The sequence below is a fragment of the Nonomuraea sp. KM88 genome, from assembly GCF_052245635.1.
Classification (GTDB): Bacteria; Actinomycetota; Actinomycetes; order Streptosporangiales; family Streptosporangiaceae; genus Nonomuraea.
Window position 1 is genome coordinate 67,640 of sequence record NZ_JBQQCC010000019.1, and the last position, 22,791, is coordinate 90,430.

General features: G+C 71.1%; 22 protein-coding genes and 1 pseudogene. 16 read left to right on the top strand and 7 right to left on the bottom strand.

The genetic code is table 11. From position 1 onward, the window contains the following. Positions 1-10 precede the first annotated feature (10 nt). On the bottom strand, positions 11-313 hold the full coding sequence (locus ACTWPV_RS40170; protein ID WP_443155788.1) for a hypothetical protein: 303 nt from the start codon (positions 311-313) through the stop codon (positions 11-13). Between the two features lie 121 nt (positions 314-434). Here ACTWPV_RS40170 and ACTWPV_RS40175 point away from each other — a divergent pair, with 121 nt between their 5' ends. Both ACTWPV_RS40175 and ACTWPV_RS40180 read left to right on the top strand, forming a co-directional pair. Next, entirely contained in the window at positions 435-1,502 is a 1,068-nt protein-coding gene (locus ACTWPV_RS40175) for a hypothetical protein (protein WP_443155789.1), read from the top strand. Beyond that, positions 1,450-1,743, top strand: a pseudogene (locus ACTWPV_RS40180) (class IV lanthionine synthetase LanL); the annotation flags it as partial. The gene ACTWPV_RS40175 and the pseudogene ACTWPV_RS40180, both read left to right, overlap by 53 nt. Before the next feature lie 197 nt (positions 1,744-1,940). Here ACTWPV_RS40180 and ACTWPV_RS40185 read toward each other — a convergent pair. Then, positions 1,941-4,226: a polysaccharide lyase 8 family protein gene (locus tag ACTWPV_RS40185; protein WP_443155790.1), complete on the bottom strand. Its 2,286-nt coding sequence runs from the start codon at positions 4,224-4,226 to the stop codon at positions 1,941-1,943. A 65-nt stretch (positions 4,227-4,291) separates the two neighbouring features. Then, positions 4,292-4,936: a TetR/AcrR family transcriptional regulator gene (locus tag ACTWPV_RS40190; RefSeq protein ID WP_443155791.1), complete on the bottom strand. Its 645-nt coding sequence runs from the start codon at positions 4,934-4,936 to the stop codon at positions 4,292-4,294. A gap of 90 nt (positions 4,937-5,026) precedes the next feature. On the opposite strand from ACTWPV_RS40190, the gene ACTWPV_RS40195 reads away from it, so the two are divergent. From ACTWPV_RS40195 to ACTWPV_RS40225, 7 genes are all read left to right on the top strand, one after another. After that, a complete protein-coding gene (locus tag ACTWPV_RS40195) occupies positions 5,027-5,470 on the top strand; it encodes a hypothetical protein (RefSeq protein ID WP_443155792.1) in 444 nt (147 codons plus the stop codon). Continuing rightward, on the top strand, positions 5,467-5,982 hold the full coding sequence (locus ACTWPV_RS40200; RefSeq protein ID WP_443155793.1) for a nitroreductase/quinone reductase family protein: 516 nt from the start codon (positions 5,467-5,469) through the stop codon (positions 5,980-5,982). Before ACTWPV_RS40195 ends, ACTWPV_RS40200 begins: the two co-directional genes overlap by 4 nt. Positions 5,983-6,199: 217 nt before the next feature. Then, on the top strand, positions 6,200-7,744 hold the full coding sequence (locus ACTWPV_RS40205) for an ABC transporter substrate-binding protein (protein WP_443155794.1): 1,545 nt from the start codon (positions 6,200-6,202) through the stop codon (positions 7,742-7,744). Next, on the top strand, positions 7,741-8,685 hold the full coding sequence (locus tag ACTWPV_RS40210) for an ABC transporter permease (protein ID WP_443155795.1): 945 nt from the start codon (positions 7,741-7,743) through the stop codon (positions 8,683-8,685). Before ACTWPV_RS40205 ends, ACTWPV_RS40210 begins: the two co-directional genes overlap by 4 nt. Positions 8,686-8,687: 2 nt before the next feature. Continuing rightward, entirely contained in the window at positions 8,688-9,572 is an 885-nt protein-coding gene (locus ACTWPV_RS40215; RefSeq protein ID WP_347648751.1) for an ABC transporter permease, read from the top strand. A 51-nt stretch (positions 9,573-9,623) separates the two neighbouring features. Continuing rightward, a complete protein-coding gene (locus tag ACTWPV_RS40220) occupies positions 9,624-10,424 on the top strand; it encodes a creatininase family protein (protein WP_443155796.1) in 801 nt (266 codons plus the stop codon). Positions 10,425-10,464: 40 nt separating this feature from the next. Further along, on the top strand, positions 10,465-12,129 hold the full coding sequence (locus tag ACTWPV_RS40225) for an ABC transporter ATP-binding protein (protein ID WP_443155797.1): 1,665 nt from the start codon (positions 10,465-10,467) through the stop codon (positions 12,127-12,129). Positions 12,130-12,145: 16 nt separating this feature from the next. On the opposite strand, the gene ACTWPV_RS40230 is transcribed toward ACTWPV_RS40225, so the two are convergent. Continuing rightward, positions 12,146-12,826 carry a GntR family transcriptional regulator gene (locus tag ACTWPV_RS40230; RefSeq protein WP_347648748.1) on the bottom strand — a complete coding sequence of 227 codons (681 nt, stop codon included), beginning with the start codon at positions 12,824-12,826 and terminating at the stop codon, positions 12,146-12,148. 57 nt (positions 12,827-12,883) lie between these two features. Here ACTWPV_RS40230 and ACTWPV_RS40235 point away from each other — a divergent pair, with 57 nt between their 5' ends. From ACTWPV_RS40235 to ACTWPV_RS40245, 3 genes are all read left to right on the top strand, one after another. Continuing rightward, positions 12,884-13,654: an aldolase/citrate lyase family protein gene (locus tag ACTWPV_RS40235; RefSeq protein ID WP_443155798.1), complete on the top strand. Its 771-nt coding sequence runs from the start codon at positions 12,884-12,886 to the stop codon at positions 13,652-13,654. A gap of 153 nt (positions 13,655-13,807) precedes the next feature. Next, positions 13,808-14,533, top strand: a complete 726-nt coding sequence (locus ACTWPV_RS40240) for a sulfite exporter TauE/SafE family protein (RefSeq protein WP_443155799.1) — start codon at positions 13,808-13,810, stop codon at positions 14,531-14,533. A 151-nt stretch (positions 14,534-14,684) separates the two neighbouring features. Then, the gene (locus tag ACTWPV_RS40245) at positions 14,685-15,296 is read left to right on the top strand and encodes a DedA family protein (RefSeq protein WP_347648745.1); all 612 of its coding nucleotides are present in this window, start codon (positions 14,685-14,687) and stop codon (positions 15,294-15,296) included. A 142-nt stretch (positions 15,297-15,438) separates the two neighbouring features. On the opposite strand, the gene ACTWPV_RS40250 is transcribed toward ACTWPV_RS40245, so the two are convergent. Beyond that, complete coding sequence (locus ACTWPV_RS40250; RefSeq protein WP_443155800.1) at positions 15,439-16,446, bottom strand: trypsin-like serine peptidase; 1,008 nt, start codon at positions 16,444-16,446, stop codon at positions 15,439-15,441. Between the two features lie 353 nt (positions 16,447-16,799). Here ACTWPV_RS40250 and ACTWPV_RS40255 point away from each other — a divergent pair, with 353 nt between their 5' ends. From ACTWPV_RS40255 to ACTWPV_RS40270, 4 genes are all read left to right on the top strand, one after another. Beyond that, complete coding sequence (locus ACTWPV_RS40255) at positions 16,800-17,828, top strand: helix-turn-helix domain-containing protein (protein ID WP_443155801.1); 1,029 nt, start codon at positions 16,800-16,802, stop codon at positions 17,826-17,828. A 237-nt stretch (positions 17,829-18,065) separates the two neighbouring features. Then, positions 18,066-19,382 (top strand): hypothetical protein, encoded by a 1,317-nt coding sequence (locus ACTWPV_RS40260; protein WP_443155802.1) that lies wholly within the window; start codon positions 18,066-18,068, stop codon positions 19,380-19,382. A 1-nt stretch (position 19,383) separates the two neighbouring features. After that, the gene (locus ACTWPV_RS40265; RefSeq protein WP_347648741.1) at positions 19,384-19,920 is read left to right on the top strand and encodes a hypothetical protein; all 537 of its coding nucleotides are present in this window, start codon (positions 19,384-19,386) and stop codon (positions 19,918-19,920) included. Further along, positions 19,917-20,621, top strand: a complete 705-nt coding sequence (locus ACTWPV_RS40270; protein ID WP_443155803.1) for a hypothetical protein — start codon at positions 19,917-19,919, stop codon at positions 20,619-20,621. The genes ACTWPV_RS40265 and ACTWPV_RS40270 overlap by 4 nt, the downstream gene beginning before the upstream one ends. 344 nt (positions 20,622-20,965) lie before the next feature. Here the strand turns inward: ACTWPV_RS40270 and ACTWPV_RS40275 are convergent, their stop codons facing one another. After that, positions 20,966-21,802 carry an ABC transporter permease gene (locus ACTWPV_RS40275; protein WP_443155804.1) on the bottom strand — a complete coding sequence of 279 codons (837 nt, stop codon included), beginning with the start codon at positions 21,800-21,802 and terminating at the stop codon, positions 20,966-20,968. Further along, positions 21,799-22,788: an aliphatic sulfonate ABC transporter substrate-binding protein gene (locus ACTWPV_RS40280; RefSeq protein ID WP_443155864.1), complete on the bottom strand. Its 990-nt coding sequence runs from the start codon at positions 22,786-22,788 to the stop codon at positions 21,799-21,801. Before ACTWPV_RS40280 ends, ACTWPV_RS40275 begins: the two co-directional genes overlap by 4 nt. Between the last annotated feature and the right edge of the window lie 3 nt (positions 22,789-22,791).

The window sequence follows — 22,791 nt, forward strand, 5'->3', positions numbered from 1 at the left end:
CCTTTCAGCCTCAATGCTCGCGGCGGGGAGCGGCGGCTTCGGCGCCGGACAGGATCTGCTCCAGCTGGGCGGGCGTGGCCGCGCCGCCGGCCGCCAGGACGGTTCGGGCACGGTCGGTCACCACGACGTACGGCGGCCACGGGATGTCGTTGCGGTCGAAGACGTCCGGGTCCACGACCACGGGCAGCCCGTCGCCACCGTATCCGTCCACCGCGCTGACCAGCACGACCTCCAGGCGGGCGGCCGCCGCGGCGAACTCCGGGAGCATCGCCCCGCACAGCCCGCACGCCGGCGAGACCAGCGCGTACATCACCCGGTCGCCGTCCGGCTCAGGCGCGCCGGCCAGCGCGAACCGGGCGCCGGGGCGCGGTCCTGACGCGCCCGGGTGGAGCCGCGGCTACAGCGTCCCCGACCAGCACACCGACCGGGAGTCCGTGCCCGCCGACGACTACTTCTCGCTGGGCGCCACCCTGTTCTTCGCGGCCACCGGGATGAACCCCATCATGATCGGCCCGGACCCGGTCCGTAACGTCGAGCGCACGCTCATGTGCCTGGCGGGGATGTACCCGGACGTCACCACGGGCGTGCTCGGACTGCTGCCCGGCCTGCTGAGCCTCGACCCCGCCGACCGCGCCGCGGCCGCCGCCGCGATCAGGTGCGTCCCCGTCGCGGCCGGCGGGCGGGCGCCCGTGAGGCGGTGGAGGGTGCCCGCCACACCGGCGCTCACCGGGGAGCTGCTGTCCAAGGCGCTCGACCACACCGTACGGGAGTGCGCGGCCTTCGCCGAGCAGCTGATGGCCGGGCCCGAGGACGCCCGCCGGGAGAGCCCGCCGGTGACCAACGTCTACGGCGGCTGCGCAGGAGTCGGCATGGAGCTGCTGCACCATGCGGTGTCCAGGGCCGTGGCCGCCGACCTGGCCCGGTGGACGTCCCGCGTGATGCCGCCCGCCAAGCTCCCGCCCTCGTTGTACTTCGGCCGCACCGGCACCGCCCTGTTCCTGACCGCGGCCCGGCTGACCGCCGCGCCGGAGCTGGGAGCTCCGGACCCCGTCACCATCGACGGCCCGCAACGTGCCGACCAGGCGCACGGCGTGGCGGGCATCGGCTCGGGCCACCTGGCGCTGGCCGCCCTCGAACCCGGCGACGCCCGGCACCTGCGGATCGCCGCCGAGTGCGCCCGGCTGCTGATCACGGGTCAGGTCACGCGGTCGGAGGACGCCGTGGCGCCCGCCCAGCCCGGATCCGGCGTGTCCGTCGACGCGGCGTACGCCCACGGCGACGCGGGCTGCGCGGACTTCCTGCTCTCCTACCACGAGGCCACGGGCGACCCGGCGGCGGGCGAGGCGGCGCGGGAGCGACTGGCGGCGCTGGCCGGCCAGGCCGAGGCGCTGATCGCCGAGCTGCACGGCCCGGACGCCCGGGCGATGGGGGGCCTCCTGGTGCCAGGGCATGTCGGGCATCGCCGGCACGCTGGCCCGCACGGCCCGAGCGTACGGCGATGATCGCTACCTCGACCTGGCCGAGCGGGGCGCGCGGGCGTGCCTGGTCGTCGCCCCGCAGGCCTGGGTGGTCTCCCAGTGTTGCGGCCTGGCCGGCACCGGGGAGGCGCTGATCGACCTGGCGATGATCACGGGCGATGACGGCTACTGGCGTCACGCCGAGAAGATCGCCGAGCTGATGCTGGTGAGGGCCGGCGGCGAGCCGGCGCAGCCGGTCTTCCCCGGCAACGACCTCGACAAGGCCGCCTACACCTGGAGCACGGGCACCGCGGGCGTCCTGTCGTTCCTGCGCCGCCTCGACCGCCGGTCGGGGGCGCGCCTGTGGACGGCGGGCTGGCGGCTGCCCGGGCCGGACCTGGCGGTGCACGCGGGCCCTGAGCCTGGCCCCGCCCTGCGAGGTGACCGGCCGCACGATCGCCGAGGCCGGTCACCTCCGGTGGGTCAGACGCGTACCACCGCGGTGCGGGCGTGCCCGCGGCTGCCGTCGAGCTCCACCTTGACCGACTTCTTAGTTCTACGCACGCCGCGGTCACCGGTCTTGACCGACTTCACCGGCCAGGGCAGCGTGATCTTCACCTCGCCGGCGGTCCTGGACGGGTCGGAGACCGCGAGCCGTACGTTCTCGTCGTCGCGGCGGATCAGCAGCGTGCACGGGCCGTCGGCGGCGAGCGGCCCGTCCGCGGTCTCCACGGTCCCCGCGCGCCAGAACACGGCGGCGAGCAGGCCGTCGCGGGAGATGGCCTGCACCCCTCCGGAGTTGGCGAGGATCTCGACCTGCCGGCCGTAGGCCGCGGTCTGCGCGACGGAGGCGCCGGGCAGCACGGCGTAGGCGTAGCGCGCCTTGCGCGGATCGACGCCGTGGTCGACGAGGATCGTCGTGTAGTGCCTGGTGACGCGGGTCTTGTCGCCGCCCGTGGTGGCGCCCTTGTCGATGTCGCGCCAGCGGCCGGTGCGCTTCTCGCGGACCACCTTCGCGTCGGCGCCGTCGAGCAGCGCGTAGCCGGCCACTCCGCACAGGTGCACCCAGCCGTCGCCCCGGCACAACCGCGGATGCCGGTCATGGGTGTTGCGGTTGTCCACGACGGTCTCGATGCGGCGGTCGTCCGAGGCGGTGATCCCGGCGCCGAGCGCGATCACCGCGTCGTCGAGCAGGAACCACGCCTTCTTGGCCCGCAACGAGGAGCCGCCGGCGACCAGTTTCATGGCCGCCACGCCGAACCCGTCGAGCGCCACGCCGCCGGCCCACGGGGTGGGCGGCAGGCGGCGCCTGCCGTGCCGGAGATCGGCGCGCCTGCGGGTGTCCACCGTCGTGCCCGGCAGCCGGTACGGGTCGATCGTGGGCCACAGATCGTCGTTCCAGTGCGTGAGGTCGCCGGTGTAGAGGTAGGTCATGCCGTCGCCGGTGTACCAGCCGTGCAGGTTCTCCCGGTTCATGGCCTCGGCCGCGCCAATGCGCTCCGAGCTCATCGCGATCGCGAAGGCCCAGGTGGGGCGGCGGTGCACGACCCGGTCCATGTCGGCGAAGACGTACGTGCCCGTCGTCCGCGGGCCGACCGGCACCGACCGGTCCTCCAGCAGGGCCCTGGCCTTCGCGATGCTCGCCAGCGGCGCGAGCGTGTCGTAGGGGACGGCCTGGTTACGGGTGAGCCAGCCCTTCACCATCGGCTGCCAGCGCCGGGCATGGCGCTCGGGCGCCGCGTCCAGCAGGGTGAGAATGGCCTCCACGGTCTTCTGTCCCGCGTGGTAGTCGCGGTGGCCCTGGCGCGAGATGGCCCGGCCGCGTACGCAGTCCATCATCAGCCCGTCGAAGACGAACGGCACGAACGAGCGATCCACGATGTCGTAGACCTTGCCGGTGTCGGAGATCTCCCAGGGCGAGTGCGCGAGCATGGCGATCAGCTTGGCCACGCTCTCCAGGTAGTCGACGCCGTAGCTGCCGGTGTAGGGGTACACGTCGTGCTGGATGAACGATCCGTCACGATAGAAGCCGTCACCCGGGCCTCTGGTCGTCCGCAGCAGGTCGGAGACCGCGTGCTTGGCCCGCTTGACGAGCCGTGCGTCGTGGGTGAGTAATCCCCGCATCGCCACCGCCATGGCCTTGCTCGCCCGGTTGGCGCCGGTCTCGGTCACGCCGGGATGGCTGACGCGGCGCTCCGGGTCGGGGCACCAGCGGCGCAACGGGCGCAACCAGCGCTTGAGACGGTCCTTGGGCAGGCCGTCGTAGAGCAGGGCGCAGGTGTCGGTTAGCGAGCGGGGCACGCCGATCTCCCACCAGAACCAGTTGCTGCCCCGCGGGTCGAGCTTCTCGTGGTAGGCGTGCTCGTACAGGAAGTCCAGCGCCCTGACCGCGGTCTCGGCGACCTGCCTGTCCCGGTGCATGGCGGTGCCCGGCGTGGCCCAGCCCAGCGCCAGGGTGCGCATGCGGTTGTAGGCGCGGTTGAAGTTGCCCGTCCTGGGGTCGTCCAGCGGCAGGTCGGGCCAGAGGCTCGGGCGGCCGGGGGCCGGCTTCAGCTTGCGCAGCACCGCGTGGGCCGAGCCCTCGACCGCCCGCGTCTTGTCGGCGTAGGCGGGGTCGTACGACCTGCCGGCCAGCAGGCCCACCCACCGCTCGCGCGCGGCGTCGAAGGCGGCGCCGCCGGCCGCCTCGGCCGGCTCCTCCCAGAGGGTGAGGCCGGCCACGCCCGCGGCGCCCAGCAGGGCGGACCGCCGGCTGAGGGGGTGGGACATGGAGTCCTTCCGACAATCGGGCAAAACCAAACCAAAAGGTCGATCATATATGCCCCGCGGGCGGGTCACCCTGTCTCGAAGCCCTTCAGCATGGCTTCGAGCGCGAATCCGAAGCGGGGATCCGGTCCGGAGGGACGCTGGGCTCGGGTGGCCTCGGCGAGGAGCGGGGTCTCCCGCAGATCCGGATCGGGTATCGCCTGCAGCCGGTCGCCCGGCGCGTGCCGGTCACTCCCGCTGGCGGCCAGGATGGCGACGTGACCGACGACGAAACCGGTCACGGCGTACAACATGTCCAGGGCCCGCTCCAGTGGCAGTCCGGCAGCCCGCAGCATGTGGAGCGCGTCCTCCATCAGGTGCAGGTTCTGCGGGGTGATCGCGGGCCGGCCGACCACCAGGGGGATGACGTTCGGGTGCGCGAGCAGGACGCGCAGCAACGTGTGGCCGTAGCCGCGCAGGCCCTCCTGCCATGAGGCGGCCTCGGCCAGCGGTGGCGCGGCCTGCGTGAACAGCTGCTCGACCAGGCCGTCCAGCAGGGCATCCTTGCCGGCGACGTGCTGGTAGAGGGACATGGCCTCGACCCCGAGCTCCTGGCCGATGCGGCGCATCGACAGCGCCTTCAGCCCTTCGCGGTCGGCCAGCGCCAGGGCCGCACGAAGGATGGCCTGGCGGGTCAGCCCGGCGTTCTGGCCGCGGGTGCGCTTGGGGGACATGGTGGCCCTTCTCACAGCACGGATTCTTACGTCGTAAGTATAGTGGTGGACGACAAACATACGTTGTAAGAATCCGGAAGGACTCGAACCATGACAGCGTCGGCAACGAAACCGGCCAGGCAGGCGGCTCTCCCCCTGATGTACGGCGGCGCCGCCCTCACGGTGCTCGTCACCCTCTTCGCGTTCGTCGACCGGGCCGGCCTGGCCGGCCACATCCACGCGGGCTACCCGGCCTACGGGCCGGGAGAGGTCGACGCCGCCGTAACCGCGTACACGGTGATCCTGTCCGTCGTGGGAGCCCTGGGACTCCTCGGCTGGCTCGGCACCGCCTGGGCGGCCCGCGGCGGCAGAGGCTGGGCCCGCTGGCCGGCGTCCGGCATGTTCGCGATCGCGCTCTGCGTCGCGGTAGCGGGCGTGACGACTCAGGACATCAACGGTCAGGTCGGGCTCGCGCCGCTGCTGGGCTGGCTGCAGTTCCTGCCGTTGCTCCCCGGACTCGCAGCGGTCGTCCTGCTGTGGAGAAGGGCGGTATGACGGCGGGGACGACTCTCAGGGCCGTCCTGCGCGGGGTCGCGGCGCTCAAGCGCTGGACGTACCGGAACGGACGGCCCAACACGTTCATGCGGCTCGTCAACCGGTTCGACGCGCTGGCGTACCGGTTCGGGTGGTCGGCGCCGCGCCAGGGCGCCGTGCTCCAGGTGGCCGGACGCCGCAGCGGCAACCTCACCCAGGTCCCCGTCGCGATCGCCGAGCACCAGGGCGCCGAGTTCCTCGTGTCCATGCTCGGGCCGGACGCGAACTGGGTGCGCAACGTCCACGCCGCGGACGGCCGGGCCGTACTCCGCCGCCGAGGGCGCGAGCTGCCGGTCAGGCTGGAGGAGGTCCCGCCCGAGCACCGCGCCGAGATCCTGCGCCGCTACCTCGCCATCGCGCCCGGCGCGAGACCGCACCTGGGTCTCGCGCCGGCGGCGCCGCTGGAGCAGTTCCGCCTGATCGCCCCTCGCCATCCCGTGTTCCGCATCATCGAGGACGCGGACGGCGGGTGAGCCGCGCGGCACGCCGGCCCGGAACCTGGCCGGGTTCCGGGCTGGCGTCCGGACGGGTTTTCGGATAGCCGTTGACCCCTCGTGTGAACGCCGTGTATACATGCGCCATACGTGCTGGATTCCTACCCAAGACGGCTCAGTGTCAGGCCCGGCCACCTGGAGAGATGTCATGGCGATGATGAGCAGGCGAAGCTTCCTCGCGGGAGGTGCCGCCGCGTTGGGGACCACGACTCTGGCGGCCTGCGGCAACCCGGTGACCTTGCCAGAGTCCATGGAGGCCATCAGGCCCAACCCCGGCGGTCCGAACCGCGGCGGAGCTCTTCACTTCGGCCTGTCCACCGATCCGGCCAACCTGGATCCGCACGTCTCCACGGGCAGCGCGTCCGACTATCTGCGGCAGCTCTCCTACAACGGCCTGGTCCAGTACGACGGCGCCGGCGAGATCGTCGCCGATCTCGCGACCGAGTTCGGCTGGACCGACGAGCGGACGTACAAGGTCAAGCTCCGTCCGGGCGTGAGATTTCACGACGGGTCCACCCTGACGGCCGAGGACGTGGTCTTCTCGTTCCGCCGCATGATGGACAAGGACACCGCGGCGACGTCCGGGCCGCTCCTCGAACAGGTCGCCTCCGTCGAGGCCGTCGACGCCACCACCGTGGTCTTCCGCTTCAAGCAGCCCGACGTGGCCTTCCCGTTCGCCCTCGCGGCGCCGACCTCCAACATCGTGTCCAGGAAGTGGATCGAGTCGGGCGCGAACACCAAGACCCAGGTGATGGGCACCGGCCCGTTCCGGTTCGTCGAGCGCATCCCCGGCGTCAGCACCACCTTCGTCCGGTTCAACGACTACTTCGAGCCCGAACTGCCGTACCTCAACGGCATCGTGTTCCAGCCGATGAGCGATGACTACGCGCGCGTGACGGCGCTCCGCACCGCCACCGTCGACATGATCGACTATGTTCCGGCGACCCATGTCGGGGTCATCACCGGCAATCCGCGGTTGCGGTTCGCGTCCGACAAGACGTTCGGTTTCGGCTTCGTCGGGTTCGTCACCAGCCGGCGGCCGTTCGACGACGTGCGCGTCCGCAGGGCGGTCGCCATGTCGATCAACAGGCCGTCGGTCCTCGACACCGCGCTGCTCGGGAACGGGCGGCCCATGGACGGGGCCCTGATGCCCGAGATCTTCGCCCCCTACGCGCGGCAGCTCGACGGCTCCATGCCGTACGACCCCGAGCAGGCGAAATACCTGCTCAAGCAGGCGGGTCAGGAAGGGCTGACGCTGCCGGTGGTCACCACCAGCTCGTACTCGGTCATCGCCCGGCCGGCACAGGCGATGTTGCCAGGCCTGCGCGCGGCCGGCATGAACGTGCACCTCACCCAGCAGGAGTGGCTGACCTTCAGGGCCAGCGTTTCCGCCAAGTCGTTCCCGGTCCACTCGTGGGGGACGGCGCCGAAGTTCGGCGATCCCGCGTCGCTGCGTGACTTCATCGGCGGCACCGGCACCTTCGCGAAGAACCTCGACTTCCAGGACGACAGGATCGACGACCTGCTCGACCAGGGAAGGAGGACGACCGACCCGGCTCTGCGGAACGAGATCTACCTCGAAGCCGAGAAACGAGCGCTGGAGCTGGTCCCGATGACCTACACCGTCCGCCGCGAGCAGGGCGAGGCTCACTACACCTACGTCAGGGGCTACGAGCACCCGCCGAAGGGCGCGTGGACCGCCACGGCCCTCCGCCGGACCTGGATGGAGAAGACAGCGTGAGGCGTTTCCTTGTCAGACGATTCACCCAGGCGATCGTCCAGTTGCTCTTCGTCGGAAGCATCGTGTTCTTCCTGGCCCGGCTCATCCCCGGCGATCCCGCCAGGGCCGCCCTGGGGGACGCCGCCACGGAGGAGCAGGTGGCGCTGACCCGGGCCGCGATGCACCTCGACGAGCCTTTCCTCGGACAGTTCTTCGGCTTCTGGGCGCGGCTCCTCCAGGGAGACCTCGGCACCTCCCTCATCAGCGGCCGCGCGGTGATGCAGGACCTCCCCTCCCGGATCGGCAACTCCCTCGAGCTGGTCCTGCTCGCCCTGGCCGTCTCCCTGGTGGCCGGCATCGTGCTCGGCCGCATCGCCGCCACGCGGGCCGACAAGCCGGCGGACCACGCACTCGTCGCGGGGTCGATCTTCGGGATCTCCCTTCCCGTCTTCGTCGTCGGAACCCTGCTCCTGCTGGTGTTCGCGGTCCTCATCCCCGTCCTGCCGCCGCGCCGCTTCGCCTCGCCGCTGGAGGATCCCGTCGCGCACCTGCAGATCCTCGTCCTTCCTGTGGTCACGCTGGCGGCGGCCTCATGCGCCGTGGTCACCCGGATGACCAGAGCGGCGATGCTCGAGACGCTCAACGCGGACTACGTGCGTACGGCACGGGCCAAAGGGCTCGTCGAGAAGCGCGTCATCAAACGTCACGCGCTGCGGACCGCCATGCTTCCCGTGGTCTCCATGACGACCGTCGAGCTGACGACGCTCATCGGAAGCACGGTCCTGGTCGAGACCATCTTCGGGTGGCCGGGAATGAGCTCCCTGCTCATGAACGCCGTGGGGCAGCGCGACTACCCCGTCATCCAGGCCGTGGTCCTCGCCGCGGCGACCATCGTCATCCTGGTCAACCTCGTCGGGGACCTGGTGGTCAGGGCCCTCGATCCTCGGGCGGAGGACAACTGATTATGGCAACTGCTCCCGAGTCACTGGCGCAGGCCCTGCCTGGCGCGTCGTTGGCCGAAGGCGCCGGCAGGCAACCCTTCCTCAAGCGGATGGCGTCGAACCGCAGGACGTCCATCGCGGGCGCGTTCCTCCTGCTGGTCGCCGTCGTCGCGGTGTTCGCGCCGGTCATCGCCCCCTACGACTACCGCGACATCGTCGGCAAGCCGCTGACCTCCGGCGGGCCGCTGGGCATCGACGACTTCGGCCGTGACGTCCTGTCCCGCCTGCTGATCGGGCTGCGCACCTCCCTCGGTGTGGCCCTGTCGGCGGTGCTGGTGGCGGGGGTCATCGGGGTCGCGCTGGGCCTGGTGGCCGGTTACGTGGGCCGGTGGGTGTCGACGATCATCATGCGTGGCATCGACGTGCTGCTCAGCTTCCCTCCGATCGTGCTGGCGATCGCGGTGGTGGCGATTCTGGGCCCGGCGCTGGTCAACGTCGTCCTCGTCATCGGCGTGCTCTACATCCCGAGGTTCACCCGGATCGTCTACAGCCAGGTGCTCTCGATCAGGACCATGGAGTACGTCGAGGCCTCGGAGATCATGGGGACCAGACCGGCCGACATCCTCGCCAAGACGATCCTGCCGAACGTGGCCGCGCCGATCATCGTCCAGCTCAGCCTCTCGGTGAGCTTCGCCATCCAGATGGAGGCGGGCCTGAGCTTCCTCGGCCTCGGGGCGCAGCCGCCGCTTCCGTCCCTCGGCACGATGGTCGGCGCGGGACGTGACTTCCTCGAGGTCCAGCCGACGCTCCTGATCTACCCGTCCGTGCTCATCATCCTCGTCGTCCTCGCGCTCAACGTGTTCGGGGACGGCATGCGCGACCTCCTCGACCCGCGTCACCGCACCTGACCACCGCTTTCCACGGCGACGACGGCATCTCAGAAAGGAAACCCCATCACCATGGCCCTTCCCGCCACGCACAGGCTCGGCGAGCTCTCCTGGACCCAGGTCAAGGAGTTGGCGGAGCAGGATCCGATCATCCTTCTGCCCATCGGAGCAGTCGAGCAGCACGGGCCGCACCTGCCGATCCATGAGGACTCCATCGTGGCCGAGTGGGTCGCGGACAAGCTGGCGAAGGAGAACGGCTGCTATGTCGCGCCGGCCCTCAACTACGGGCACTCCGGCACGTTCCGCGGCTACCACGGCAACCTCTCGCTGAGCCAGGCCACGCTGCGCAACGTCACGTACGAGATCATCGAGGCGCTGGTGAAGTCCGGTTTCAGGCGCATCATCATCGTCGACAACAACGGCGGGAACGTCGGGCCGGTCACGGGCGCGGGCCTCGACGCCCGGCGCGACTTCGGGGTCCTGATCGGGCATCTGTATCCGTGGCAGCTGGGTTACGCGCTCATGCGCGACGTTTACGACGACCCGGCCAAGGCGTACGGCCACGGGGCGGAGCCCGAGCACTCCGCGATGCTCGCGATGTTCCCCGACCAGGTGCAGGGCGACCTCGCCGTGGCCGGGGGCCTGGAGTCCTCCAGCGGCTGGACCCCGACGAGCTACACGGAGGCGGCGATTCCCGGTTACGACGTCCGCGGCACCGTCTTCTGGGACTTCTCCGAGGTCAGCTCGACGGGATGCACCGGCGACGTGAGCCTGGGCAGTGCGAAGACCGGCGAGATCTGGATCGAGCGCGTGATCGGTTTCTGCTCGGCGTACATCCGGGAGTACGACAAGAACACCGCGTCGGCGAAGTAGCTCACCGTCCTTCCCCCGCACGAGCATCTGAGGAGAGGCCATGACAACCGGCACGATTCCTTCCGACCCGATTCTTGAGGTCAAGCGGCTCTCCGTGGACTTCCGGATCGCCGGCGAGTGGACACCGGCCGTGAGGGACGTCAGCTTCTCGGTTGCCAAGGGCGAGGTGGTGGCGCTGGTCGGAGAGTCCGGCTCCGGCAAGTCCGTGAGCTCGATGTCGGTGCTCGGGCTGCTGGCGCCGAACTCGCGTCGCCGGGGCAGCATCCGTTTCGGCGACACCGAGATGCTCGGCCTCGGCGAGGAGGCTCTGCGCGCCATCCGGGGCAGGAGGATCGCGATGATCTTCCAGGAGCCGATGACGGCGCTCAACCCCGTCTACACCATCGGAGAGCAGATCATCGAGGCGATCCAGTGTCACGAGCCCGTGCCGGCGGCCGAGGCCCGCGCGCGGACGCTGGAGCTGCTGAAGAAGGTCGGGATCCCGGAGCCGGAGCGCCGGATCAACAGCTACCCGCACCAGCTCTCCGGTGGTCAGCGCCAGCGCGCCATGATCGCCATGGCCATCTCCGGTTCGCCGGAGGTGATCATCGCCGACGAGCCGACCACGGCGCTCGACGTCACGGTCCAGGCGGAGATCCTGGAGCTGCTCCGCCGCCTGCGGGAGGACCTCGGCTCAGCGGTCGTCATCATCACCCACGACATGGGGGTGGTCGCCGATCTCGCCGATCGGGTGGTCGTCATGAGGCAGGGGGAGGTCGTCGAGGAGGCGCCGGTCACCCGGCTGTTCTCCGACCCGCGGCACGAGTACACCAGGAAGCTGCTCTCCGCGGTGCCGCGGCAGGAGCCCGGAGGGCACGCGGACGCGGCCACGGCCGGCGGGGGCGGGGACACGACCCTCCGCGTGTCCGATCTGGAGGTCGAGTATCCGGGGCGGCTGGGCCGCAAGGGCTTCAAGGCCGTCCACGGAGTCAGTTTCACCATCGAGAAGGGCAGGGTCCTCGGCCTCGTGGGCGAGTCCGGCTCGGGCAAGTCCACCATCGGCCGGGCGATGGTCGGCCTGGTGCGGGCGTCGGCCGGCTCCATCGAGGTCTGCGGGCAGGACGTGACGAGCCTCAGGCCCAGGCAACTGCGCGGCCTGCGCAGGAAATACTCGATGGTCTTCCAGGACCCGGGGTCGTCGCTGAACCCGCGGTTGTCGATCGGAGACTCGATCGCGGCCCCCATGATCGTGAACCGCTACGCGGATCGCCAGACCGTCCGCAAGCGGGTGCTCAGCCTCCTCGACCAGGTCGAACTGCCCACGAGCTGGGCCGACAGGTTCCCTCACGAGCTGTCCGGCGGCCAGCGGCAGCGCGTCGGCATCGCCCGCGCGCTGGCGCTCGATCCGGAGCTGCTCATCGCCGACGAGCCGACGTCGGCGCTCGACGTCTCGGTTCAGGCCACCGTCCTGCGGCTGTTCCAGGACCTGCAGGACAGGCTCGGCTTCTCCTGTCTGTTCATCAGCCACGACCTCGGCGTCGTCGAGCTGCTCTCCCATGACGTCGCCGTCCTGCAGCACGGGCGGCTGGTGGAGAGCGGGCCCGCCCGTGACGTGCTGCGCGATCCGCGTACGGACTACACCAGGAGGCTGATCGCGGCGGCGCCGGTGCCCGATCCTGTCGAGCAGACCGAGCGCCGCAGGCTCTGGCGGGAGACGGCGAGGTGACGGGGCCGACGCGCCGTCACCTCAGGTGGGAGACGACTGTCTCGTCGGGGCGCAGGTGGTGGCGCAGGGTCCGCTCGGCGGTGTCGAAGTCGTGATCGGTCAGCGCTTTCAGCAGGGTGCGGTGCTCCGGGGCGATGACTTCCAGGCGCTTGGGGCGCAGGGACACGGCGCTGACCGCGATCCGCTGGTGGCGCGGCTGCAGGGTCGCGTAGAGGTCGATCAGGATGCTGTTGCCGGTCGCCCGCACGAAGGAGTAGTGGAAGAAGAAGTCCATCTTCGCGTGCTCGGCGATGGCGTCCCGGTCACCGGCGCGGACCCGTGCCACCCGTTCGGGGTCCTCCATCCGGTCAAGATGCTCGGACAGCCCGGCCGGGATGTCGATGCTCTTGTCGCAGAGGATCTTGAAGCCGTGGAGCTCGAGCAGCAGCCGCATCTCGTAGGTCTCGAAGAGCTCTCCGGCTGTCACGCGCCGCACCTGGGCGCCTCGACGGGGCAGCAGGTCGATGAACTTCTCCGCGGCCAGACGGTGGAACGCCTCGCGTACGGGGGTGCGTGACACTCCGGCCTCGTCACAGACGAGCTTCTCCTCGAGGAACGCCCCCTCGGGGATCCGCCCGCTGAGGATCGCCTCCCGCGTCCACTGGTAGGCACGCTCGCCGGCTGTCATCGCCCGGCCGTTGCCGAGTGACTGATTCATGCCACCCCCCTGTCCATGTGTATACACAGCGTATACCACATCCCCGAAGGAGACTCCATGACGTACGAGCAGGACCGAAGGTACGCCGCATGGCTGTCCGGTCCCGGTTTCGCCGCGGCCGAGATCGTCGCCGGCCTGGGCTACGGCGCCGTGGTCCTCGACATCGAACACGGCACCTTCGACCTCGCCGACCTGGACCGTTTCATCCCGTTCCTCCGAGGGCTGAACCTCGAGGCGCTGGCGAAGGTGCTGGGGCCGGAGAGAGGGCCGATCCAGCAGGCTCTCGACTTCGGCGCCACCGCCGTCGTCGTGCCCCACATCGAGAACGCCGCGCACGCGGCCGCCGTCTGCGCGTTCGGGAAGTTCCCCCCACTGGGTGACAGGAGCTTCGCCGGCGGCAGGACCGCGCGGTACGGCGGCCACGACGACGGCTGGATCGAGCGGCAGGACCGCGAGACCCGCGTGTACCCGATGATCGAGGACGCCTTCGCCGATCTCAGGATCGTGGCCGACGCGGCCCGCGCCGTCGGCAAGCCCTGGGTGCTGCCCGCCTGGTCCACCTCCGAGAAGGCGTTCGCGCTCGAGAACGGAGCCGACCAGCTCGTCCTCACGGTGACTCCTCCGCTCCCTGAAGGAAGCGGCTTCTCGCCCCGCTTACGCGGGAGACGACGGCCAAGCCCTGACCGATGCCCGAAAGCACAAGCACCATCCTACCCGCAGGAGGCGACGGTGTCCGAGGTTCTGCCCCTGAACGCCCGAGCCTTGGCGGACCTCCCGCTCCCGACTCCCCCGTCGCCTGAAGGCGACCGTCCCCTCAGGAGGCTCTGATGGCCGGCTTCGGCGCGGCACTCGACGAGACGAACGCGCTGGCCGGCGGCCACCCTTGACAGGAGCCGCGCGCATCGGGCCCCTCGCCCGCCGGAACGCGACGCTCGTGGACACGACTGAAGCCGATGGAACAGACCGAAGGAAACGTGAGTGATGACGACACTCGTCGCCGGCGTGGTGGCGATCGCGGCACTGGCGGCCTTCGCCCAGGCCCTGAGCGGCTTCGGCTTCGCCCTCGTCGCCGTACCGCTCCTGACCCTCCTGATCGGACCCCAGACCGCCGTCACGGTGGTGACGGCCCTGGGAGGCCTGCTCGCGCTCGCCATCGCCGTCCACCAGAGGCGTCACGTCGAGCGACGGATCGCGGTCCTGGTGACCGGGGCGGGGCTCGTCGGCATGCCGCTCGGCCTGCTCGCGATCACGGTGCTGAGCGCACGCTCGCTGTCGGTGCTCATCGCCTGCGTCGTCCTGGCGTTCACCCTCCTCCTCGGCCGCGGGGTGACCCTCCGCCGCGGAGCCGGCTCCGCGGCGGCCGCCGGCTTCGTCAGCGGAGCGCTGCTGACCTCGACCGGCATGAACGGCCCTCCCGTGGTCGCGGCGTTCCAGGCGATGAAGCTGGAACCCCGCGAGTTCCGCGCGACGCTCCAGGCGACGTTCTGCGCGGGAGACGCCCTGGCCGTCCTGGGGTTCGTCGCCGTCGGCCGGCTGACCGCGGACAGCCTGCTCCTGACCGCCGCCGGCCTGCCCGGCATGGCCGTGGGCTGGTGGCTGGGAGAGCGGATCTTCGCGCGGACGGACCCGCAGCGCTTCAGAAGGATCGTCCTGGCGGTGCTGGTCGCCAGCGCGTGCACGGCCCTGATCCAGGCCGCCCTGGCCTGAGCACACGCGATCGTCGGGTCGCCCGCAGCGTCCGCCTCGATGGCCTGATCAGGGCACCGCACAGGACACGAACAGTAGGGTCAAGCGGGGAAAGCGGCGGTCGGGATACGGGGGGCACTGGGTGGACTGGATCGCTGAAGGCGTTCAGGCAGTGAGCGATCTTCCCTTCCCCCTGCTCGGGTTGGTGGCCGGAGCCATGGCGTTCGCCGAGTCGGGGCTGGGGGTCGGCTCGGTCGTCCCCGGCGAGACGGGCGTGCTGCTGCTGGGCGTCGCCGCGACCACCCCCGTGCGGTTCGCCGCCATGCTGCTGATCGTGGCGCTGGGGGTCACCGCCGGCGACCACGTCGGCTACTGGCTCGGGCACCGGTACGCCGGTCGCATGCGCGGCACCCGGGTGGTGCGACGGCTCGGAGTGCGCCACTGGGATCGCGCGACCGCCGCGCTGCACCGCCACGGCGCGGCCGCGGTGTTCGTCACCCGGCTGGTTCCGATCGTCCGCACGCTCACGCCCGCGGCCGCCGGGGCCGCGCACGTGCCCTACGGCCGGTTCCTCCCGGCGTCGCTCGCGGGTTCCCTGTTGTGGTCGGCGGTGTACGTCGGCCTCGGCGCGTTCGCCGGAGCGTCGGCCGCTCGCCTGGAGGAGCTCCTGGGTCGTTTCTCGTGGCTGCTGCTCGCGGCCCTGGCGCTGATCGTCGCGGCCGTGGCCTTGCTGCGGCGCCGGCGCCGCGCGCCGGCAGGCCACGAGGACGACGAGTCCGGCTGAGGCGCGGGCCGGCCCGGCTGAGGTCCCGGCACGGGGCGGCGCTCGACGGCTGACGCCCTGGACGGCGGGCGTGGCCGGAGGACCCACGGTGATCAGGGAGGGCGGCCCCGCGCCCGCCCGGAGGGGCGGGCGCGGCGGCCGTCTACGCGATGGGGCCGCTCCAGCGGTGGGCGGCGTACCGGTAGACCTCTGCGGCCTCCCCGTCGAAGTACGCCGAGACGCTCGCGTCGTTCCGGCCGTCGCCATCGGTGTCGGATACGCCCATCGTGATGCCGTTGAGATACCCGGTACGGCTGACGCCCGCATACCGCGTCAGCCACGAGGACCCGAGCCAGCCCGCACCGGCGAACGAGGAGCCCACGCCGACGGGCCGGTCCTCGCGAGGTCCGGCCAGCAGCATCGCGAACGGGGATCCTGCCACCCGTTCGTGGCTCTCGCCACCGGGGTAGCCGAACAGGTCGGCCTCAGGCGCGAGCGGCTGGTTGAAGGTCATGCCCTGGCAGCCGACGTTGTCGCCCAGCCTGCCGACGCTGGTCAGCACGCCCGCGGCGGACAGGACGGCGCCGTCGTGCACGGCGACGAAGCCGTAGTCGCGGTCCCGGTCGCGGAGATCGTCGAAGTCGTAGTGGCCGATGGCCTCCTTGCCGACGTAGAGGCCGTGCGGGACCGCGCCCCCGGAGTAGCCAGGGACGAAGACCCACTTGCCGAGCGCGCCCATCGGGGCCTCGACGTCCAGCATGCAGTGGCCGGCCGTCGCGACGAGGTTGCGGTACGCGGTCTGCACGGACGTACCGGTGCACCAGTGGGGCGCGAGGTCGCTGCCGATGAAGAACACCTTGCCCAGGGTCGTGGGCGCGTCCCCTACGGGCTGGACCGTCCCCTCCACCGGCGGGACGGAGTACGGGGGCCCGCTGGGGACGACGTCCGTGGCCAGCCGCTCCCCCGCGAGCCCGGTCCACACGTCGTACGGCGTGGCGTTCCTCAGGTTGGCGGCTCCGTCGGCCAACCAGAACCTGGCGACCTCCTGGGCATCGGCCATCGTGTACGCCAGCCGCACCTTCACCACGCTCGCGGCCCGGGCCGGCGCGGTGACGGTTGTGGATGCCAGCACGCTCAGGCCGATGCCTAACGCGATCAGCGCACGCCTCAAGTCGGTCTCCTGTCCGGTCATGCCCGCCCCTGTCGGCGAACAGCAAGATCATAGACCGGAAGGCCCCTAGTTTTAGATCACATGTTCGATACGAAGCCCGGTCCCCGAGCGGACGCGGAGCCATCACCCTGGCGCGGACGCCGGCCGGTGGACCCGCGACCAGGAGCCGGGCAACCCGGTCCGCACCGGTCAGACAAAGGCCGCCTGATGGGACGTTCGTGTACGATCACACGGCGGATGAGCACGCGCATCGGCTGCCGGTCGCGCGCTCTCCCGCCGGCCACGTGCCGGCACGTGGCCGGCACGTGCGGGCCACGACGGCCTGCGGCATCGCGGAAAGCTCAAGGAGCGATGTGTTCGAGTGGCGCAGCTCGCACCTGCCTCCTCCCGACCGTTTCGAGGGATGGTGCGCTCTCGTCGGGCGACACCTGATGCCCACGCGGATCAGCAGCGAGCACGAAGCCGACTTCCCGGCCGCGCTGAAGCTGCTGCAGCTGGGCGAGATCACCGTGTCGGCGCCGAGGTACCCCGACCTGCGCACGCTCCGCACCTCGAGGATGATCCGCCAGTCGGACCCGGATCAGTGGTGGGTGGCGCTCGTGTGCACCGGGAGGATGTGGCTGGAGCAAGCAGGCTCCACGGCCGATCTGGCGGTCGGCGACCTGGTGCTGATGGACACCTCCCGGCCGTACGACAGCGGGGTGCTCTGCCGAGACGGCGGCCTGTCCGGCATCATCTCGCTGCAGTTGCCGCGCCGGGCGCTGCCCGTGCCCGAGCAGCGGTTACGCCGGCACGTGGGCCGGCCGGTGTCGTCGGCCCGCGGGTCAGGAGCGCTGCTCGCCCAGTTCCTTCGCGGTCTGATCCGGGAGGGCGGGACACTGGGCTCCGCAGAGGACGCCTCGCTGGGGAAGGTGGCGAGCGAGCTCGCCACCGTCTTCCTGGCGGGGCTGGCCGACGCGACGCGCACGCTACCGGAGGCGACTCGCCACCAGGCGCTCGCGCGGGAGATCAAGCTGTTCATCCGGCGGCACCTCGGAGAGCCGGCGCTGGCTCCGCCGGCGATCGCCGCCGCCCACAACGTCTCCGTACGCCACCTGCACCACGTCTTCGAGGAGGAGGCGCAGACCGTCAGCGAGTACATCCGCCGGCAGCGGCTGGAACGCTGCCGCGCGGACCTGGCCGATCCCCACCACGACCTGCGTCGCGTCGCGGAGATCGCCGGGCGCTGGGGCTTCCGGGACGCCGCCGCCTTCAACCGCGCCTTCAGGAGGGCGTACGGCATGCCCCCTGGCGAATACCGGAGATCTCTCAGGACGCGGCACCAGCCGGCAGACGCTCCCTGCCGTCCGGCCGCGCCGCGCGAGAGGGACGGCGGCGCGTGAGCACGCGGGCGGCCGGACCGCCGGCCGCGGCTTGCGCCGGGTGCCAACGTTCGTGCGCTGACGGTCAATGACCGTCATGCGGATGCCTCGCTAGAGTCTCGTCCCGCACAGTCGTCGAGGGGGCCGCCTGTCCGCACGTCAGTGTCCGTCTTTCACTCCGTCACACCGCTCCGCGGTCGCTGCCTTTCGTGAGGGGCGGGTCGCGGACGAAGGCTGACCGTGAAGCGTGGGGGAAGGATGCCGGAGACGAACGCGGCGTGGTCGAGACGTGCCGTGCTGCTGGCCGGAGGGCTGCTGGTCGCCGGGTGCGGCGGGCAGCGCAGGCCGCTCATCGAGAGCGAGGACTACGATTCCGGCACTTCGGGCATGCAGCGTCTGCGACCGTTCCTGGAGCGCCGGGCCAGAGCGTTGAAGGACCGTGACGAAGGCGCCTACCTGGCCGGTCTGGACACGTCAAACGACAAGCTGATGCGGTACGAGAAGCTGGTCTTCGCGAACCTGCGCCAGTTCGAGCTCGAAGACGTCCGCCACCTCACCGGACCGACGATCGAGCAGCGCATGTCCGGCGGGGAGAGCCAGTTCAAGCCGGTCATCCGGGTGCTGAAGCTGACCGCGGACGCCGGGCCGGGCGACATCGCGCCCGCCGAGTCGTTCGTCTACCGGATGAAGGATGACGTGGTCACCGGCATCACCCGCGTGACCAGGGAGAACCCGAGCGGCAGCGCGCCGCCGGCCGAGGCGCCCTGGCACACTGACGCGCTGAAGGTCGTCCAGGTCGGCGAGAAGGTGTGGCTGGCGGGCGACCGCAGCGCCGGCGACCTGGACCGGTACGCGGCCGCCGCCGACCGGGAGCTGCGCATGCTCGAACGCCTGTGGGGGGACCGGCTCACGTACCCGGGACACGTCCTGTTCTTCACGCGTGACGCCGCGAACTACCGGCAGTGGTTCGGCCTGGGCTCCGCCGGCGACTTCAACCCGGAGATCCTCGGCTTCCAGATCCGGCAGCGCGGCGTGGGCAAGAACGGCCAGCTCTACCAAGGCGAGTACGCGGCCTCCCGGATCGTGGTCAACCTGCGCAACCACCAGGGCGCCGATCCGGCGAGCACCATCCGCCACGAGCTGGCGCACGCGGTCACCGCACGGGCCACGATGACGAACATCGGCGAGCTGGGCCCGCCGACCTGGGCCGTCGAAGGTTTCGCCCGGTACACCGAGACCATCGGCAACCAGGCGAGGGCCGCGCAGGTCCGGGCGGGTGTGGCGGCCGGGGTACGGGCCGGGAAGTTCCGCGGCGCGCCGCCCTCGAACAAGGACTTCTACGGCCAGGACATCCACTTCAACTATGAGCTCGGCTCGTCGGTGTTCAGCCTGGCCGAACGGCTCAAGGGCCGGGACGCGGCGGTGGAGCTGTACGCGCGGGTGATCGAGCGCCCCAGCACCGGCGCCTCCTTCTTCGAGCTGCCGATCTTCGACGGGATGGCCAGGGACGTGCTCGGGTTGTCCGCGTCGGCGTTCCGCGGCCGGTGGACCGCCTTCGTGCGGAACGGTGGGTGAGGTGGGCACACGCTCCCGCTGGATCCTGATCCTCGCGGCCGGTCTGGCAGCCTTCCTCGCGGCCGGCGCCGGCGCGTACCTGTATGCCCGGGACCTGCGCGCCGGCCAGGTGACACAGTCCTGCGGCTCGCGTGACTGCATCCCAGGGCTCGAGGCGTCCGCGCTGCTCGACGCGTTGCGGGGCCGCGGGCACACCTGCGAGGACAAGTCGCGTGGCTCCTGGATGTGCGAGATGGTGGTGGGCTCGGTCCACTTCGAGGCGTGGGTGGAGTCCTCGGACGGGGGTGTCTACCGCCTCTCCCCCCGGGTCTTCCACGCCGACGAGGATCCGCTCACCGAGGCCGGTCTGGCCTACCTGACCTGGTTCGCCGTCCTCCCCTACCGGGACGACCCGGCGGCCACGGCCGAGATCCGCGACTGGCTGACCGCGCAGGTGGATGCCGGCAAGGACACCCAGGCCACGATCCTCGACTACACGTACGTGTTGCGTACCTCGGAGAAGGCCCACGTCCGGCTCGACATAAGGATTCCCACTTGACCATGGGCCAGCGTTCCCCCGACGGCAGGTTCTGGTGGGACGGCACGGGCTGGCGCCCGGTCCAGCCCCCGCCTCCCTTTCCCTTCCAGCACGCCCCGTCGCCGGCACCTTCGCCGCCCCGGCCGCCGCGGCGGAGGGCTCTCCTCCTGCCGCTCGCCGGCGTCGTGATCGCGGCGCTCGTCCTGGGCGGTGTGCTGGGAGGCGCCGTGGGCCTGCTCACCACCGAAGTACGGGCCAGCACCGCCGCACCCGCCTTCGCCGACGACTTCCCCGATGTCGGCGACCAGTACCTGCCCGGCGTGACCCTGACCTTGATCGTCGACGAGTGGATGAAGAAGGCCAACTCCTGGACGTGCGCCAACAAGCCCGGCAACCCGGACACGTGGAGCATGGCCAAGCAGCACATGCGGTGCCAGCCGAAGGGCGACGACGGGCGCAGGTACGTGGACATCGAGTACGACGCCGCCGACAGGATCAGGGTGGTGAAGGCCACCTGCCATCTCGGCACCTACGAGGACGCCTGCACCACGGTCTTCGCCACGATGGCCGACGCGGCCCTCGTTCCGCAGCCGAAGTTGCGCGAGCGCGCGCGGAGCTGGGCCCAGAAGAACGCCGCCAGCGAGCGGGCCACGATCATCGGCGGCCTCCGGCTGCAGGCCAGCCTGTCCCCGCACGCCCTGCGCATCACCCCCGAGTCCTGAGCCGAGCGCCCCTGGACGACAATCCGGGCATCGACCGGAGCACCAACGCACAGCCCCACGCCACCGCCGACAGCAGCCGGTTGGGCAACAGTCGCATGGCGCCAGCACCGTGCCGAGGGCGAAGCCGAGCCCGATGCCGAGCGCGGTCAGCTCCAGCGTGAGCAGCGCGGTTGCGGCCAGCCAACGCAGCGGACGGCGGGCGGTCACCACCTCCAGGGGGCGTTCCGCCTCCTGGAGGGCGGGAGCCTCGGCCCCGGGCAGCGTCATGGCCGGCCCTCCTGCCGAGACCTGACGGTTGCGCGCCCGCGTCAGGCGAGAGTGAGAGCGGTCGCGGACGCCGTTCGTCACCCGGAATCGCGGGCGAGGGGCCCGGACAAGCTCCTCGCCAGCAGACCGAGCAGCGCGTCCGCGGCCTTGCCGAGCAGGGCGAGCAGCAGAATCGACAGCAGCAGGATGTCCGTCCTGCCGGTGTTCTGACTGTCGATCAGCAGGAAGCCGAGCCCCATGGACGAGGCGATCAACTCGGCCGCGACCAGAAACAACCAGCCCTGGGCGAGGCCGAGCCGCAGCCCGGCGAGGACGGCGGGTGCGGCGTACGGGAGCTGGATGCGGGTGAGCAGGCCCACCCCGCGCAGCCCGTACGCGCGGCCGGCCTCGACCAAGTGCGGATCCACGTGGGCCAGCGCCGTGGCGACCGTGGTGTAGACGGGGAAGAAGGCGCCGATCGCCACCAGGACAATCTTCGGGGCCTCGGCGATGCCCAGCCAGAGCACCAGCAGCGGCACCCACGCGAGCGACGGCACCGCGCGCAGGGCGGCGACGCTGGGTGCGAGCAACGCCCTGACCGGCGGATACAGGCCGACCGCCGCTCCCAGCACCAGTCCTGCGGCCGCACCGGTAGCGAAGCCCAGCAGGACACGCTGCCCGCTGATCGCGACGTGCTGCCAGAGTTCGCCGCGCCGAACCAGCTCCGCCACCGCCGCCAGGACCGTGGAGGGCGCGGGAAGCTGCGCCGGGGTGAACACACCTGCGGTGGCGGCGACCTGCCAGGCGGCCAGCACGATCAGCGGCACCACCAGCCCCGCGGCGATCCGCCCCGGCCGCGACGACCAACGCCCGCCTGCACGCGGCCGCCCGACGCCGGCCGGGCGGGAGGCGGGACCGTCGGCACGCTCGGTCACGAAGACGCCTGCGCCTTCTCCGCGAACTGGAGCTCGAGCAGCGAGTCCAGCGCGTTACGGGCCTCCGCCTCCGAGCGCACTTGGCTCTCCCGGACGAGGGTCGGCAGGATGCGCTCCAGCACCGCGCGCTGCTCGGCGCCGGGCACCGGACTGATGTCCGCTCCCGTCCGCTCCTTCAGCACCACCGAGGCGACCTCCAGGGCGAGCTTGGCCTCGGCCGCCAGCAACTGAACGGCCTCGTCCGGGTGCGCGGCGACCCACGCGCGCGCCCGCTCGTAGGCGTCGATCACCTTCTGCGCGAGGTCCGGATGCTCGGTGAGGAAGCCCTCGCGGGCGTTGAGGAAGCCGTAGGAGTTGAAGGCCGGGTTACGGTAGACGAGCTTGGAGCCGGCATCCACCTGGCTCTGCGCCATCAGCGGGTCGAGCCCGGCCCAGGCGTCGACGTCGCCGCGTTCGAGCGCCGTTCTGCCGTCGGCGTGCTGCAGGTTGACGACATCGATGTCCGTGCCGCCGAGTCCTGCCTCCTTAAGCGCCTGGAGCAGGAAGAAGTACGGGTCCGTGCCCTTGGTCGCGGCGACTTTCTTGCCCTTGAGCTGCTTCACCTCGGTGACGGGCGAGTCCTTGGCCACGACGAGCGCCGTCCATTCGGGCCTGGTGTAGATGCCGATCGTCTTGATCGGGGTGCCGTTGGCCCGAGCCTGCAGCGCGGCGGCGCCGGCGGTGGAGCCAACGTCGATGGTCTCGGCGCGCAGGTTCTCGTTGGCCTTGTTGCTGCCGGCCGACAGCACCCAGGTGACCTTGGTGCCCCTGAGCTCGTTCTCCAGCCAGCGTTGCTTGCGGATGACCAGGCTGAGCGGGTTGTAGTAGGCGTAGTCCAGCCGCAACTGCCCTTGCGCGGGCGGCACGGCGCCGCTCTCACCCTGCACGCAACCGGTGGTCAGGGCGGCGAGCAGGGCGGTGGTGAGCAGGAAGCGGCGGTGGATCATCTT